Origin of the sequence: Acidicapsa ligni (assembly GCF_025685655.1) — a bacterium.
Classification (GTDB): Bacteria; Acidobacteriota; Terriglobia; order Terriglobales; family Acidobacteriaceae; genus Acidicapsa; species Acidicapsa ligni.
The window spans coordinates 183,320-197,304 of sequence record NZ_JAGSYG010000007.1 but is presented as its reverse complement, the minus strand read 5'-3'; the positions used below and the strand labels follow the sequence as shown (position 1 = coordinate 197,304).

11 protein-coding genes are annotated in these 13,985 nt (G+C 54.6%); 5 read left to right on the top strand and 6 right to left on the bottom strand.

The genetic code is table 11. The features are described 5' to 3' along the window. The first annotated feature begins 61 nt into the window (after nucleotides 1-61). Nucleotides 62-457 carry a hypothetical protein gene (locus OHL19_RS20525; RefSeq protein ID WP_263359705.1) on the top strand — a complete coding sequence of 132 codons (396 nt, stop codon included), beginning with the start codon at nucleotides 62-64 and terminating at the stop codon, nucleotides 455-457. A gap of 116 nt (nucleotides 458-573) precedes the next feature. Here OHL19_RS20525 and OHL19_RS20520 read toward each other — a convergent pair whose 3' ends face one another. Next, a complete protein-coding gene (locus OHL19_RS20520; protein ID WP_263359704.1) occupies nucleotides 574-1,158 on the bottom strand; it encodes a KdsC family phosphatase in 585 nt (194 codons plus the stop codon). Between the two features lie 145 nt (nucleotides 1,159-1,303). On the opposite strand from OHL19_RS20520, the gene OHL19_RS20515 reads away from it, so the two are divergent. The 4 genes from OHL19_RS20515 (at nucleotide 1,304) to OHL19_RS20500 (ending at nucleotide 5,627) form a co-directional block, all read left to right on the top strand. After that, complete coding sequence (locus OHL19_RS20515; protein WP_263359703.1) at nucleotides 1,304-2,590, top strand: M20 family metallopeptidase; 1,287 nt, start codon at nucleotides 1,304-1,306, stop codon at nucleotides 2,588-2,590. Between the two features lie 56 nt (nucleotides 2,591-2,646). Next, a complete protein-coding gene (locus OHL19_RS20510; RefSeq protein ID WP_263359702.1) occupies nucleotides 2,647-3,681 on the top strand; it encodes a LacI family DNA-binding transcriptional regulator in 1,035 nt (344 codons plus the stop codon). Nucleotides 3,682-3,835: 154 nt separating this feature from the next. Beyond that, nucleotides 3,836-4,834, top strand: a complete 999-nt coding sequence (locus OHL19_RS20505; RefSeq protein WP_263359701.1) for an ROK family protein — start codon at nucleotides 3,836-3,838, stop codon at nucleotides 4,832-4,834. A gap of 247 nt (nucleotides 4,835-5,081) precedes the next feature. Beyond that, a complete protein-coding gene (locus OHL19_RS20500) occupies nucleotides 5,082-5,627 on the top strand; it encodes a low affinity iron permease family protein (RefSeq protein ID WP_263359700.1) in 546 nt (181 codons plus the stop codon). 332 nt (nucleotides 5,628-5,959) lie between these two features. Here OHL19_RS20500 and OHL19_RS20495 read toward each other — a convergent pair whose 3' ends face one another. From OHL19_RS20495 to OHL19_RS20475, 5 genes are all read right to left on the bottom strand, one after another. Beyond that, nucleotides 5,960-7,537, bottom strand: coding sequence for a Do family serine endopeptidase (locus tag OHL19_RS20495; RefSeq protein WP_263359699.1), 1,578 nt, complete (start codon nucleotides 7,535-7,537; stop codon nucleotides 5,960-5,962). Between the two features lie 31 nt (nucleotides 7,538-7,568). Beyond that, nucleotides 7,569-9,134, bottom strand: coding sequence for a M56 family metallopeptidase (locus OHL19_RS20490; protein ID WP_263359698.1), 1,566 nt, complete (start codon nucleotides 9,132-9,134; stop codon nucleotides 7,569-7,571). Nucleotides 9,135-9,137: 3 nt separating this feature from the next. Continuing rightward, nucleotides 9,138-9,608, bottom strand: coding sequence for a BlaI/MecI/CopY family transcriptional regulator (locus tag OHL19_RS20485; protein ID WP_263359697.1), 471 nt, complete (start codon nucleotides 9,606-9,608; stop codon nucleotides 9,138-9,140). A 109-nt stretch (nucleotides 9,609-9,717) separates the two neighbouring features. After that, nucleotides 9,718-11,565, bottom strand: a complete 1,848-nt coding sequence (locus OHL19_RS20480) for a glycoside hydrolase family 35 protein (RefSeq protein ID WP_263359696.1) — start codon at nucleotides 11,563-11,565, stop codon at nucleotides 9,718-9,720. Between the two features lie 37 nt (nucleotides 11,566-11,602). Beyond that, nucleotides 11,603-13,960: a GH92 family glycosyl hydrolase gene (locus OHL19_RS20475; RefSeq protein ID WP_263359695.1), complete on the bottom strand. Its 2,358-nt coding sequence runs from the start codon at nucleotides 13,958-13,960 to the stop codon at nucleotides 11,603-11,605. Nucleotides 13,961-13,985: the final 25 nt, after the last annotated feature.

Below are 13,985 nucleotides of genomic sequence, written 5' to 3'. Positions count from 1 at the left end.
ACTTGACGTATTTATTTTTGAGAATCGCTAGTGTTGCTCAGGTAGGCAGGAGGACACACCAATGCGATCCATTCTTCGTAATCTTATTCTGGCGCCAGTGGTAATGGCGGCAGCAGTTGTGGCGACAAACACGGCGAAGGCGGAGGTAACAGTCAAGGTGCCTTTCAACTTCAAGGTTGATGGCAAGGACTGCCCTGCTGGCATCTATACGGTGAACAAAGACGCTTTTCGAGGCGTGGTGACGCTGCAGAACAAAGACACGGCGAGGGCCTTTACATGGATACTCGGCCCAGGAACCGATGTTCAATCCAGCTCCAAAGTGGTTCTGAAATTTGACCAGGCAGGCGAGGAGCATTCTCTTAGATCGCTTCAATATGGACAGCTCTCGACTCCCCCGCTCGACAAGCAACGGAAGGAAGCTGATTCCGTGCGCGTACAGACCGGTCACGGCCGGTAGAGTCGATTTCTGAGCCTAAACTGAGGGTGTTGGAAGGTTACTGCCGAAGTAATAAAAAATAGAAGTTATCTCCAGGGAGATAACTTCTATTTTTATTTGAACGGTTAATTTAACTACTATGCCAAGGCGAGAGGTACGGCTTCTTCCCAGCGACCTTGGGCTTTCAGGATGAGTTCTATTACTTCGCGGGCGGTTCCGCGACCACCTGTTCGCACGGTGATGTAATGCGATACAGCTTTTAATTCGGGTACACCGTCAGCAACGCAGACTGCCAGGCCTGCGCGCATGGCGAGAGGAATGTCAGGGAGATCGTCCCCCATGTAAGCGACTTCGTCTTCGGTTACGCCGGCTTGTTTCATGCACTCTTCAAAGGCCTGCATCTTTTTAGCCTGACCCAGGTATACAAAACGGACCTTGAGTTCTTCGGCGCGTTTGGCAACGGCTGGAGAGCGGCGGCCTGTGATGAAGCCGGTTTGAATGCCCATCGTATGCGCAAGAGACAGCCCCTGACCATCTTGTGCATTGAAGACCTTCATCTCTGAAACGGTTGAGCTGCCGTCACCGCTTGCCGAGGTCGAGGAGATGAGGCAGACGCCGCCGTCGGTGATCGTTCCATCTACATCCATGAGGAAGAGTTTGATCTTTCGGGCGCGGGCCAGTACTTCTGGAGATACAGACGATGCGGGAGTGGTGTTCGACATATTTGAATGATAAATGGCGTGGTTCGTCTGCGTCTGAATGATTGCCTTTGCTCTGCCTGAAGAAAAGGGAACTGGCGGTCGTGAATTGTTTGCATGGTTATGCGTGTTAGGTGATTGAATAGCGCATGAGAAAGGATCGGCTGGGATGATGGATGGAGTTGGGGCGGAGGTGCGGAAGCTGATTCGGCCTTTGCAGGCAGATCTTAAACGGTTGTTGCAGGAGCTTGTTCGAACGAACAGTGTGGCGTCGCCACCGGACGGAAATGAGACTCCTGCGCAGCAAGTTTTGCAGGTTTTTTTTCGCGAGCATGGGGTGAAGTCTGTTCTGTATGACACAGCTTTCATTGAAAAATCCGGGAATGCGTTGGTGCGGAAGAACAGGCGCTATCGAGGCAGGAAAAACCTGCATGCTCATGTGAGTGGTACTGGGCGGGGAAAGAGCCTGCTGCTGAATGGGCATATGGATACGGTGCCTCCTGGAGTCTCTGCGTGGAGCCGATCCCCGTGGTCGGGTCAGTCTGGGGATGGAAGGATTCATGGATTAGGCGCCTTCGATATGAAGGGTGGGGTCGTAGCAAATGCAGCGGTGCTTTGTGCTTTGGTTCGCGCAGGGATACGACCGAGTGGAGATGTTTTATTTGAGTCGGTGGTCGATGAGGAATGGGGCGGCGGCGGCGGAACGATTGCTGCTCGCCTGCGATCAGGCTCTGCCGATGCGTGCGTGATCTCTGAGGGTACGCAACTCGAGATTTACCGGGCCACGCGTGGAGGGTTTACTGTCGACCTGATTGTAGATGCGGGAGATACTTCGGGCTACTTTTCCAAGTCTGAAGTCGTAAGTCCTGCGATAGCCATTGGGCGTTTGCTGGGTTGGGTAGATCGTTGCGCAAAGCGGCGTGCCAGGCTCAAATCTACCGGGGCGTATAAGACTTTTTCCGATCCTGTTCCTGTCCAGGTATTGGCGATCGAGGCGAATGGGCTGGGTCGGGAGATTCCTTTGAGTGTGCCGTCAAGGGCTACGGTTCGCGTCTATTTCCAGTTTTTGCCGGAGGAAGATGTGGATACTGTGATCGATGGAATTCATGCCGATCTGGTCGAGTTTTCAAAGGCAGATAAATTCTTTCAGAAGTATCCGATTCAATGGGTGCCCCTGCTTGGCGGGCCTTTGTATGGGCACGAGCTTGCATTGGATCATCCGTTGACTCGTTGTATGGCGGAGAGCGCAGGTGCGGTATTGCAGAGGAAGCCGGTCGTTACAGCGGCTCCGTATCCATGCGATGCCGGGTTGATTCACCGCGATTTTGGGATTCCAACGCTTTTGTTTGGTCCGTGCGGTGCCGGTGCTCATAATGTGGATGAGTATGTGGAGTTCGGCTCGGTGTTGAGGACGGCAGAGGTCTTACTGGCAGCAGCGCTTACGTGGAATGGTTGATGCAGCTATCGTTGATAAACGATTGATCTGGCTATGTATACTTGGGCTTACGTTTAATGACCAGATTTTCCAACCCGCCCACTTTGACCGATGTTGCGCGTAAAGCGGGTGTCGGGACGACGACTGTGTCGCGTGTTATTAACGGCGGCGAGCGGGTCAGTCCGGAGACTTTAAGCCGCGTACAGGCAGTGATCGCTGAACTGGGATTTCGCCCAAATCAGGCGGCTCGGATACTGAAGGGTAATCGGGCCAAGACGATCAGTCTTGTGATTCCAAGTATTGCGGATCCGTTTTTTGCGCAGTGTGCGGAGGCGGTGCAGGTGATCGCACGGGCCCAGGATTCTCTTCTGATTGTGACGGTCACGAATAACGATCCGAGAGCCGAGGTTGAGAATCTCGAAACGCTGGTGCAGCACCGGACAGATGGATTGTTGGTGGTGCCGGCGAACCATCAGAGTCGCACGCTTCCTGCTTTATTGCAGCGGATGGGCGTTCCGGTAATATGCCTGGATCGGCCATTGGAGAATGCTCCATTTTCGAGCGTGGTGACGAAGAACTTTCAGGCTGCGCGGGATGCTACGAAGCATCTTGTCGATCATGGTTATAAGCGAATCCTGTGCCTGGGTGGGGAAGCGAATCTGTATACGATCCATGAACGAATTCGCGGATATAGCCGGGCGATGAAGGACGCGAAGCTGGTGGCGCTTATCGATATGTCTGCGAAGGATTATAAGAGTACCGAGCAGGCGCTTGAGGCGCATATGGGTGGGACGACTCCCCCGGACGCGATTCTTACATTAAAGAATGAGACCACGATAGATACATTTGAGGTGCTTCAGAAGTTTCGTATCAGTGTGCCAAAACAAGTGGCTCTGCTTGGATACGATGACTTTGAACTAGCGTCGTCGTTGCGTCCATCGATCACGGTGGTGCAGCAACCGATTTCAGATCTGGGCAGGATTGCGGCGGAAATGCTGTTTGCCGTTATGGCACAGCAGCCGCGTGGAGCAGGCAGGAGCACGGAACAGGTAAAGCTCGATACACGCCTGATTGTGCGTAGTTCCTGCGGCTGTAATCCCAGGGGAATCTGATACCGGGACAGGGAGTATTTTTTTGCTGTATAAATGGTATCGTTTCCATTTATGAATTTTTCCTGTATACAGGATGTGTAGATGGGTGGCTGCTGTGTGACGGCCAATCAATCGTCCTATGGATGAACATTCCGGGATAGGGAGTTATTAGGATATGGATTTCAGCATTGGGGTTGACCTTGGGGGGACAAACCTTCGAATAGCTGCGTACTCCCCTGCATCAGGGGTGCTTGAGGTGATCTCGCTGCCGACACGTCTGGCTTCGGGGAGCCTTGCTGTTGTTGACGATTTATGCGATGGCGTTCAGGCATTGATAGCACGGCATTCAGATGAATATGAGTTGTCGGGAATCGGAATTGGACTTCCAGGGCCGTTGGAACTGCCGGCTGGACGCGTTCACAGCCCACCGAATCTTCCGGGCTGGGATCAATTTGAATTTCGTCGCGAGGTAGAAGCACGGATTGGGCGACATGTGGCAATCGATAAAGACGCAAATCTGGCTGCGTTAGCGGAGGCTGGGCTGGGGCTTGGTTTCGAGATGGGTGTTTCTTCACTTTGTATGCTGACCCTGGGTACTGGGATAGGGAATGGCATTGTGCTTGATGGAAAGGTGTATCACGGTGCGATGGGTATGGCCGGTGAAGCTGGCCATTTGACAATCGATCCTGATGGACCGGTTTGTGGTTGCAAGAATACCGGATGCCTGGAGGTATTTGCATCGGCTACAGGGGTAGTGCGAATGGCAAGAGAGGCAATCTCAAAGGGTGCTGAGGGACTTGGGCGTCTGCACGATATTGATGGTGGGCAGTTCAGCGCACGAACAGTTGCTGAAGCTGCCAAAGGTGGCGACGTAGATGCACAGCGAATTTTCGAGACTGTGGGGCGATCTATTGGAATTGGGCTTGCGGAACTCGTGAATACTCTCAATCTGCCCTTGTATGTGATTGGTGGCGGATTAGTTGCAGCGTGGGAATTATTTGCTCCGTTTGCTCTCAAAGAGCTGCGAGCTCGGAGCTATGTATATCGGCTCACGGAGCCGGGAAGCGCTGTCGGAAGTGCGTTTTCTTTTGGAGGCACACAGGTGTTGCCTGCCAAGCTTGGCACGGATGCTGGTTTGCTCGGGGCCTGTTTGCTGGGGATGAACGAGATTTAAATATTAAAATTATTTTCTAAAATGATCGCCGGGCTGAACTATCAGTTTTCAGTCCGGCGGCTGGTACAAGTTTTAGCTATTTGAGTGCCGGAATCGTATGCGTTTCGCGCTTGAGCTATGAGGGCTTTCCAGCGGGTTTATTTCTTTTGCCTCTCTAGCTCCCCCGATGCGGTGACCGCGACGGCTGGGTCAGCATGAAATTCAGATCTTTAATTTGTCTGGAAGTTGCTATTGCGGTGAGATTGTTGTGTCATCTGCTACTGACGGGAATGCTTATGTTCTGGATAATGCATCCAACCGGCATAGCAGTCGGATTTATTCCGATGTCGAAAAGGCAAGAAAGGTACAAGCCCTGACCGTGAAAAACACCGTGCCAATAGCCTCTAACGCTCCTTCTAATCCTCCTTCTATCGACAGGTTCGCCAAGTTTGCGGCAGTTGCTTCTAACTGGCTTGGATCTAAGTGGGCATTTGCGGGAGCAGGTCTCGTAATTGTTATCTGGGCACTTACCGGGCCACTCTTTCACTTCAGCGATACGTGGCAGCTTGTGATCAATACCGGGACGACTATCGTTACTTTTTTAATGGTGTTCCTTATTCAAAACACGCAAAACCGCGATGCACGCGCTATCAATTTGAAGTTGAATGAATTGATACGTGCAATCGATAAAGCTCGTGATCAGATGATCGATATCGAAAATCTTACGGATATTGAGCTGGATGAATTGCAGGCAAAATATGAGGGGATCAAGGCGGCGTGGACTCAGCGGAATGGAAATGTAAATCCGGATTAATTATGTGCAGTGGAAATCTGGGTGATGAGGGTTGTTCTTTTATTGTGGGGTATCTGATTATCGGGTCGCCGGATTTTAAGTTCGGCGACCCGGTGTTGGTTCGTTTGGGATGATTGTTCTTTTTAGGGATGGGAGAAGCAGATTCCCTTCGGGAATGACAGCCAGAAAGGCAAGTGCTAAGGCAACGGCTAACAGCAGATTCCTTTCGGGAATGACGGCCGGAAAAGGAAGGGCAAAGGCTAAGGGCGAGAACGAAGTTCTGAACTTCGTTCTCGTGTAACAGACTTACTACTGGTGGCCTTGTTACCTTATCTTCCGTTTCCTTGGCTTACTTACATACCGTTTCGCTTTTCATTATTGGAACTTGAGTCCGGGTGGATGACGCGGTAGGTGGCGCCCCCTCTGGACCAGACCAGCAACAGAATATCTTTGCCAGTCGGCGTGGAATGTACTTCGCTGACGAAGGTGTCCGCAGACTGAAGAGGATGGCGATTGACTTCGAGAATCACGTCGCCGGGGGTTAGACCTGCATCTTCGGCAGGGCTTGCGGGGCGGACGCTTTCTACGGCAACTCCGTTGACCTGCGTGGGGATGTTCAACTGCTGACGGATGTCAGGGGTTAGATCGTTGACGGCGAGGCCGAGTCTGCCTCCATGCTGTGCTGGTGAATCGGATGCATCGGCTTCTTCAGTGCTGGCATGAAATTCGCCGACCGTCAGCTTAATGGTTTCTGGTTTGCCATCGCGAAGGATGCCGAGAGCGATGGTGGTGCCGGGCGAGATCTGACTTACGGCAACCTGAAGGGCACCGCTGTTTATGATTTCGCTGCCGTTGAGACTGCGCAAGACATCGCCGCCCTTGAGGCCGGCCTGTACGGCTGGAGAGTCTGGGCTCACCTGGCTGACGAGTGCTCCGTTGGTATCGGGAAGGTTGAAGAAGCTGGCGTTTTCCGGGGTGACATCGTTCATGCTGATGCCGAGGTAGCCGTGGTGAACAACGCCATTCTTAATGAGAGCGTCGGCTGTGGAACGAGCGATCTGGGATGGAATAGCGAATCCGGCACCGGCGAACGATCCGCTGTCAGAGATGATGAAGGTGTTGATGCCGACCAGCTCGCCGTGTGCATCGACGAGCGCTCCACCGGAGTTGCCGGGATTGATGGCGGCGTCCGTTTGAATAAATCCGCCGGGCTTGCGGGCGTCATCCCGGTAGGGGTTGGGACGGTTTACTGCGCTTACGATTCCACGTGTGACGGAGAACTGGAAATAGCCAAAGGGGCTGCCGAATGCCAGAACTGTTTGACCTGGGCGCAGCTTGGTGGAGTCTCCCCAGGGAATGTTGGGAAGGTTTTTGGCATCAACCTTGATTACGGCGAGATCGGTGAGCTTATCCGCACCGATGAGTTTGGCAGGCAGAACACGACGATCATTGAGGGTGACGCGAATCTGCACGGCTCCGTCGATCACGTGGTTGTTGGTGACGATGTACCCGTCGGGGGAGATGATGATGCCGCTGCCGATGCCATGCTGCAACTGTTGCGCCGGAGGCTGCATACGCTGACCGTGCTGGCCGTGTCCTTGTGGGCCTTGAGGACCGAAGAACCATTGAAATGCCGGTGGAATTCCGGAGTCCTGGCCATCGTCGTTGGCAGCGGCTTCCGAGTCTCCATGAGAGGTGACTGCGACGTTGACGACGGCGGGCGTGACGCGGGCTGCGACGGATTCGACAGCGTCATCGAGCGCGGTGAGAGCGGCTACGCTGTGGTCATCCAAAGGCGATGCTGTGCTGGCGGCATGCACCTGATTGTGTCCAAAGAAAAAGGCTGTAGCCAGAAGAAGAGTTGCTGCAGTGCCGACGGGGACTGCGAGTTTCTTTGCCTTAGCGACTAATGAATTAGTTGGTGAAGTCATGGGTTTCCTCTGAATTAAATTTCGTTGGCGGTTAGAGTTGGATTACGAGCCAGCCGCTGCGGAAGGGCACGGCTGCAAAGGTCGGTGAGGAAGAATTTGGAGGTCCGACTTGAAAGACTACGGGTTTGGGGATTGGCTGAGTGCCTGTACGAGAAGAGGGATGCGCCGTTTGAGAGGAGGGAATATGTGTGGTGTATTCCTGCCAGGTTGCGAAGACGACCAGGCTTTCCTGCTGAACTGAGTAGGTCTCATTGATCGCGAAGGTTGTGTCGGTGGGGAGAGCAGGGAAATTGGTTTCTGCTACCAAGGAGTTTGGCGTCGGTGCCTGCGGTTGTGTCAGTGCGTGTGCTTGCGTAGATCGCTGTTGGATGCCGATGTTGAGCTGTGCACGCTTTTGGATGATTTGCTTCGCATCGAACGGCCTGGGGGTGGTTCTCAGCGCACGAGGATTGATGACTGAATTTGTATCTCGGGGAGGCATGGTTGCGGTTAATTCCACGAGATGAGGCCTTGCAGAATTACGTGCCGAGACGGTGTGAAAAGCTTCGGGATTCGGTGTATTTCCGAATGTTTGTGCAATGGAACGTTGGTGTACATTCGCAACCGGCACGAAGGCGATGAGTTGCGGGCAACGCGAGAGTTCCAGCGAACCGATCGCCAGCCCTGCAATCAGAGTGATGGAAAGCGCACGTGCAGCCACGGGGCCAAGGAATTGCTTGCTGGCCAGGATACTGTGAACGCGGTGGACCAGCTCTGATCGGCGGTGCCATGTGCCTAGAGAGAGGACTTCGGAGTGACGCTGCAAGCGATGCTCTGCGAGACGCGTGAGGCATGTGGCGTAGGCTCGGGGCGCGTGGGTAATCTGAATGACGCCTTCATCACAGGCCATCTCACGCTCGAAGCAGAGGCGGCGTTCGATCCAAAGCAGGGCGGGATTGACCGGAAACAAGATCAGGCTGATTTTTTGGAGAAGGTTGGTCCAATCGTCACCGCGACCGAGATGCTGGTGTTCATGAAGGAGGATTTGTTCGAGCTCGGACTGGGATAAATTGGCGAAGAGCCACTCGGGGATCAGGATTCGTGGCTTGAAGAAGCCGATGACGCTGGGCCGATCGAGATCCGATGTGGTGCATAGTTGGGCCTGTCTGCCGATTTTGGATTGCCTGATCGCAGACAGTTGCGATGCGGAGGTTGGGACGGGGGTGGCGTTCGTCCATAATCTGCGAAGGCGAATGCTGTGCGAGGTCAAATCCACGGCCCGATAGAGAGATGCTGCGGCCCAGAGTGCGGTAATCAGCAGGCTCCAACGGGCATCGAGCTGAAACCAGGGATGATTCGCTATGGCGGTTCCGGAGGGAGATACGCCGGAAACTGACGTCCGATGAAGGTGAAGCAGGGGAAGAATAACTACAACCCCGAAAGAGGCGCTCCAGATGCTGAAGCGCAGGGCTGCCGTTGTGCGCGGAGCAAGTTTGAGGCAGATCCAGACGAAAGCGGCCAGAAGAGCGCCCTGCCATAGAGTGGCTACAAGAATGGTAGCTGCGCTCTGGGTCAGTGTTGGCAGGGATGTAAATAGCATATGTTCGATGTGTCCCATGGGCTATTTCTTCTCCTGTACTGCGTGCTTTGGTACTGTGTGCTCCGGTATTACATGATCCAGTGGGGTCTGCTCTGGGTCGCCAGTTGCGGGATCTTCCGAGGCATTCTGGATTGCTTCTTTGAGGCGTTGCAGTTCTTCCGGGGTGATTTCGTCGTCGCCGATCAGAGAAAGCAGGAGGCGTTCGCGGGAGTTGCCGAAGAAGCGGCTGAGGACGTGGCGAACTTCGGATTTGCCTGCTTCATGCTCCGCTACGCTGGTGCTGTAGAGGAATGCCCGGCCTTCCTGACGGTGCTGGACGTAGCCTTTTTGTTCGAGGATGCGGATCGTGGTTAGAACGGAGTTATAGGCGAGGGTTTCTCCTTCGGGCATGGCAGCAACCATATCGCTGACGCCGGATTCGCCGCGACGCCAGAGAATTTTCATTAGCCTTAACTCGGCTTCTGTCAACGTGATGGACTTTTTAGGTGGCATCCGAATCCGTTCGCCTTGGCTGGAAAGACGGCCAAGGTGCGTGCTTATATTTATAGACGATCAACTAAAGGATTAGTTTGCATGTTGGGCGGGGAATTTTCTGGAGGCTCTACTCTTTTGCCGTCTGCGACCAGACGGGATCTGGCGATCCACGAAGTGCTGGATTGTCCAGACTGGTGAAGTCGAAGACCACGACTTCGTTGGTGCCGGACTTGAGCCAGGGAGCGGGTAGGTAGAGCGATTTTTGAGGTCCGATGTCCCATACGCGACCGAGATTGTGGCCGTTGCCCCAGACGAATCCTTTACCTAATTTGCTGGTATCCAGATAGGTGTCGGCGATGGTCGTGAGGCTGAAGGAGCCGCGATGAAAGGCAGGGCCCGGGACGGAGGTGTCGCTCCAATGTTGAATGCTGCCGGAATCGGACATGGGCAGCGGAAAGATCTTCCAACCGGTGAGGGGTTGGCCAGCGAGGGTGACTGAACCGACGATTCCTGCACGGCCATCTGAAAGATGCGGACCATAGTTCACGCGACCTGTGTTTTCAACAAGGATGTCGAGCGTGGCGTGGCCTGAGGGCAGGTTCAGGTTGAGAGTTGTCTGCTTGAGCCGATGATCCAGGGTGCCGACTAGCTTCTGATTGATGTAGACAGCGGCGTAGTCACGGGGTTCGTCAATCTTTAGCTCACCGGATTTCGGTTGCGTCAGTTCTGTGCGGTAGAGGATGTATCCGTAGGCCTGGCCAAAGCTTTCCATCGGGTTTGGGTTTGCAGATTCGATGGATGTTGGCAGATTGCTCCAGAGACTGGCTGACTCTTTGAGCTGAAACTCGGGCACTGCGGCAATGGGTAGAGGCGCAGGCAATGGCGGAGGAGTGATGCCGGTATGTTTCTGGATTATGTCGCGAAGGAGGAAGAATTTCTTTGTGGGGCGACCGCCTTCATCGAGTGCGGCATCGTAGTCATAACTGGTGGTTTGTGGAGCGTAATGTCCGTCTGCATCGGCCTGGAGGTTGGCGCCATTCATGAAGCCGAAACTGGTGCCCCCGTGAAACATATAAAGGTTAAAGGAGTAGCCCTGGCTTAGCATCCAATCGATCTCGTTGGCCTGCTGCTGGGAGTCGGTGTGTACGTGTTGTTTATCGCCCCAGGCGTCGAACCAGCCATCCCAGTACTCGCCGGTCATCTTTGGTCCGTCGGGACGGAGCTTGATGAGCTTGGCAAACTCTCCTTTGGCTTCTCCGGGACCGAAGTTGATGACGGCGAGAATGCCGGGCATGGCATCGTTATGCAACTCGTCGACGCCGTCTGAGGTGTAGAAGAGGGAATCACCAAGTCCGGCGCGGATGAGCGACTGATGGATGTCTTCCATGTATTCGCGATCGCTGCCGAAGGAGCCGTATTCGTTCTCAATCTGAACAGCGATAATCGGGCCGCCGTGCGTGGCCTGGAGCGGGGCCAGTTCTTTGCCAACCCGGGCTAGATAGCGATCGGCCAGGGCGAGGAATTTGGGATCTTTGGTTCGGACTTTTATGTTTGGGTTGGCGAAGAGCCATGCGGGGTATCCGCCTGCTTCCCACTCTGCGCAGACGTAGGGTCCGGGGCGCACGATGACGTTCAGCCCCTCTTGCTGCGCGATGCGAACAAAGGCTGCTATGTCGTTTTGACCTGTGAAGTCGAAGACGCCGGGTTGGGGCTCGTGCAGGTTCCAGAAGACATAGGTCTCAACGGTGTTGAGGCCCATCGCCCGGGCTTTTTGCAGGCGGTCACGCCAATAGGCGCGTGGCACGCGGGCGTAGTGGATCGCTCCGGAGAGGATCTGATACGGCTTGCCGTTGCGAACGAAGTGATCGCCCTCGATGGTGACGGGCGATGCCGGGATATTTTGCGCTGCGGCCTGATGGGTGATGCCAGCAATCAGTGCCGCAGCCAAAAGTACGGAGTATGCGCGAAGCCTCATCGGACATCTCCGATCGTGCGTGTTCTCAGGAGCTGGTCTAAGCTGAGACGGTCAATTCGGACTTGGGCCGATCTTCGACCGAAGCTCCGAACTTCTCGTTGGGTTGATTTTTGAGGTCGAATACAAAATGACCTCCCCGTTCTACGTCGGCATGATGGAACCACGACTTTGAATGTGGCTTGCCGTCGAGTTCCGCAGAGTTGATGTAGATACTCTCTGCCGATTCGCGCCTGGCCTCGATGATGAGCTTTTTCCCACCAGCGAGGTTGAGGGTTACTCGATCGTAGAGCGGTGTGCCGATGATGTACTTCGTGCTCACGGGATCGACGGAATAAAAACCGATTGCGCTGAGGATGAACCAGGCTGACATCTGGCCGCAGTCCTCGTTGCCGGCGATGCCGTCGAGTGAGTTGGAGTAGAGCGTGGTCACGATCTGGTGAATACGCTGCTGCGTCTTGTGCGGCTGGCCTGCGAATGCGTAGAGATAGGCGATGTGATGGCTGGGTTCATTGCCATGCGCATACTGGCCGATCATTCCGGCGATATCCGGCGGAGCATCTTTGGGCAGTGTTGAAGGGCCGTCGAAAAGCTGATCGAGTTTAGCTACGAAGGCTTGATCGCCACCGAGTAGTTCGATGTAGCTGGTGACGTCGTGCTGGACTCCGAAGGTTGTCTGCCATGCATTCGATTCAGTGTAGTCGCGCCACTTGGACGAATGGCCCATGTCGATGGGATCGAACGGTGTTGACCAGCTTCCATTCTCGAATTTAGGACGAAGGAACCCTGTGGATTGATCCCAGAAGTTGCGATAGTTGCGGCTGCGCTTGAGAAGGAAGTTTGCGTCTTCAGATTGGCCAACGCGTGCGGCGACGTGTGCGACTCCCCAATCGTTGTAGTCATATTCGAGAGTTTTAGAGACGGATTCTTCTTCGAGATCGCATGGAATGTAGCCGAGTTTGCGATACCAGTTGAGGCCGCGATAGTCATCGACGAAGGCACGCTTGTGCATGACTTTGTAGGCGCGATTCCAGTCGATGCCAGAGAAGTTCTTGGCGCAGGCCTCGGCCATGACGGAGGCAGAGTGATAGCCGGTCATGGTGCCTGTTTCGGTGCCTTGCAGCGGCCATACTGGCATGCCTGCCGGGCTTTGTTCCGCCATGAGAATCAGGCTGTTGACCATATCCGGTACACGATCCGCGTGGATGAGCGTAAAGAGAGGATGCTCGGCGCGATAGGTATCCCAGAGCGAGTAGGTGGTGTAGTTGCGCTGACCGTGATCGAGCTGATGATTCTTGCCATCCATGCCGCGGTAGAGGCCGTCTACATCGTCAAAGAGCGTGGGGCCGAGCATGGAGTGGTAGAGCGATGTGTAGAAGAGTGTGCGCTCATTGAGGTCTGGATCAGGGCGTGAACTCTCGATCTGAATTTTACCGAGCTGATCCTGCCATTGATGAGCGGCGCTGGTTTGAATCTTGCGGAAGTCCCATGAGGGAATTTCTGCTTTGAGATTTTTCTGTGCGCCTGCAGTTCCGGTACCGGAGATTCCGGTTTTGACGTGCAGCTTTTCGTCGGCTGTGGTCTTGTAGTGAATGACGAGCTTGACGTTTTTGCCGCGTGTCTCGCCCGATGGGGACTCGACCAGTTTGCCATCGAGATAGACATCGACTTTGCCGAAGGGTTTGGAGAACTGCATCGCCGCGTACATCTCGCGGTTCGTACCCCAGGCGTTGGTCATGTGGCCGAGCAGAAGCGTGTCATTGCCTGAAATCTGTGCGCTGCACCAGCCGAGGCTTCGGTCAAGCTGTCCGTAGACATGGGTGAGGTCAACAATGACATGTGCGGAATCGCTGGCGGGAAATGTGTAACGGTGCAGGCCGGCGTGTTCCGTTGCCGTCAGCTCGGCTGTGATGCCGGAGTCCGCGAGCAGGACGGAGTAGTAGCCGGGGGTTGCGACCTCGGTTTTTTTGTCAAAGGTGGAGCGATAGCCCGCGGAGGGATCTTTGCGGTCGCCTGGCTCAAGGTGTACTTCGCCAATGCGAGGCATGACGAGAAAGTCCAGGAGATCGCCGCAACCTGTACCGCTCAGGTGCGTGTGGCTGAAGCCCATGATGGAGGTGTCGGTCGAGTGATAGCCGGAGCACCAGTCCCAGTCATCGTTGTACGTATCGGGGCTGAGTTGAACCATGCCGAAGGGAACGGTTGCACCGGGATAGGTATGTCCGTGGCCACCGGTGCCCAGGAAGATGTTGACTGGGTAGCCCTGCTCTTTTTTAGAGTGCTTGTTGGACTCGCCGCGTGCGATGGCGGGAAGCCCTAACGCTGTATATGCTCCAATTGCCGAAAGTCCGCCGATCAACTCTCGCCTGGTAATCCCATGATTCTTTCTCGCCGACATTCCTGATTTTCCCCTTTTCAACTAA

What these genes read in the sequence shown, in the direction of transcription:
- OHL19_RS20525 (WP_263359705.1), top strand. Translation starts at nt 62, where the DNA reads ATGCGATCCATTCTTCGTAATCTTATTCTGGCGCCAGTGGTAATGGCG.
- OHL19_RS20520 (WP_263359704.1), bottom strand. Translation starts at nt 1,158, where the DNA reads ATGTCGAACACCACTCCCGCATCGTCTGTATCTCCAGAAGTACTGGCC.
- OHL19_RS20515 (WP_263359703.1), top strand. Translation starts at nt 1,304, where the DNA reads ATGATGGATGGAGTTGGGGCGGAGGTGCGGAAGCTGATTCGGCCTTTG.
- OHL19_RS20510 (WP_263359702.1), top strand. Translation starts at nt 2,647, where the DNA reads ATGACCAGATTTTCCAACCCGCCCACTTTGACCGATGTTGCGCGTAAA.
- OHL19_RS20505 (WP_263359701.1), top strand. Translation starts at nt 3,836, where the DNA reads ATGGATTTCAGCATTGGGGTTGACCTTGGGGGGACAAACCTTCGAATA.
- OHL19_RS20495 (WP_263359699.1), bottom strand. Translation starts at nt 7,537, where the DNA reads ATGACTTCACCAACTAATTCATTAGTCGCTAAGGCAAAGAAACTCGCA.
- OHL19_RS20490 (WP_263359698.1), bottom strand. Translation starts at nt 9,134, where the DNA reads ATGGGACACATCGAACATATGCTATTTACATCCCTGCCAACACTGACC.
- OHL19_RS20485 (WP_263359697.1), bottom strand. Translation starts at nt 9,608, where the DNA reads ATGCCACCTAAAAAGTCCATCACGTTGACAGAAGCCGAGTTAAGGCTA.
- OHL19_RS20480 (WP_263359696.1), bottom strand. Translation starts at nt 11,565, where the DNA reads ATGAGGCTTCGCGCATACTCCGTACTTTTGGCTGCGGCACTGATTGCT.
- OHL19_RS20475 (WP_263359695.1), bottom strand. Translation starts at nt 13,960, where the DNA reads ATGTCGGCGAGAAAGAATCATGGGATTACCAGGCGAGAGTTGATCGGC.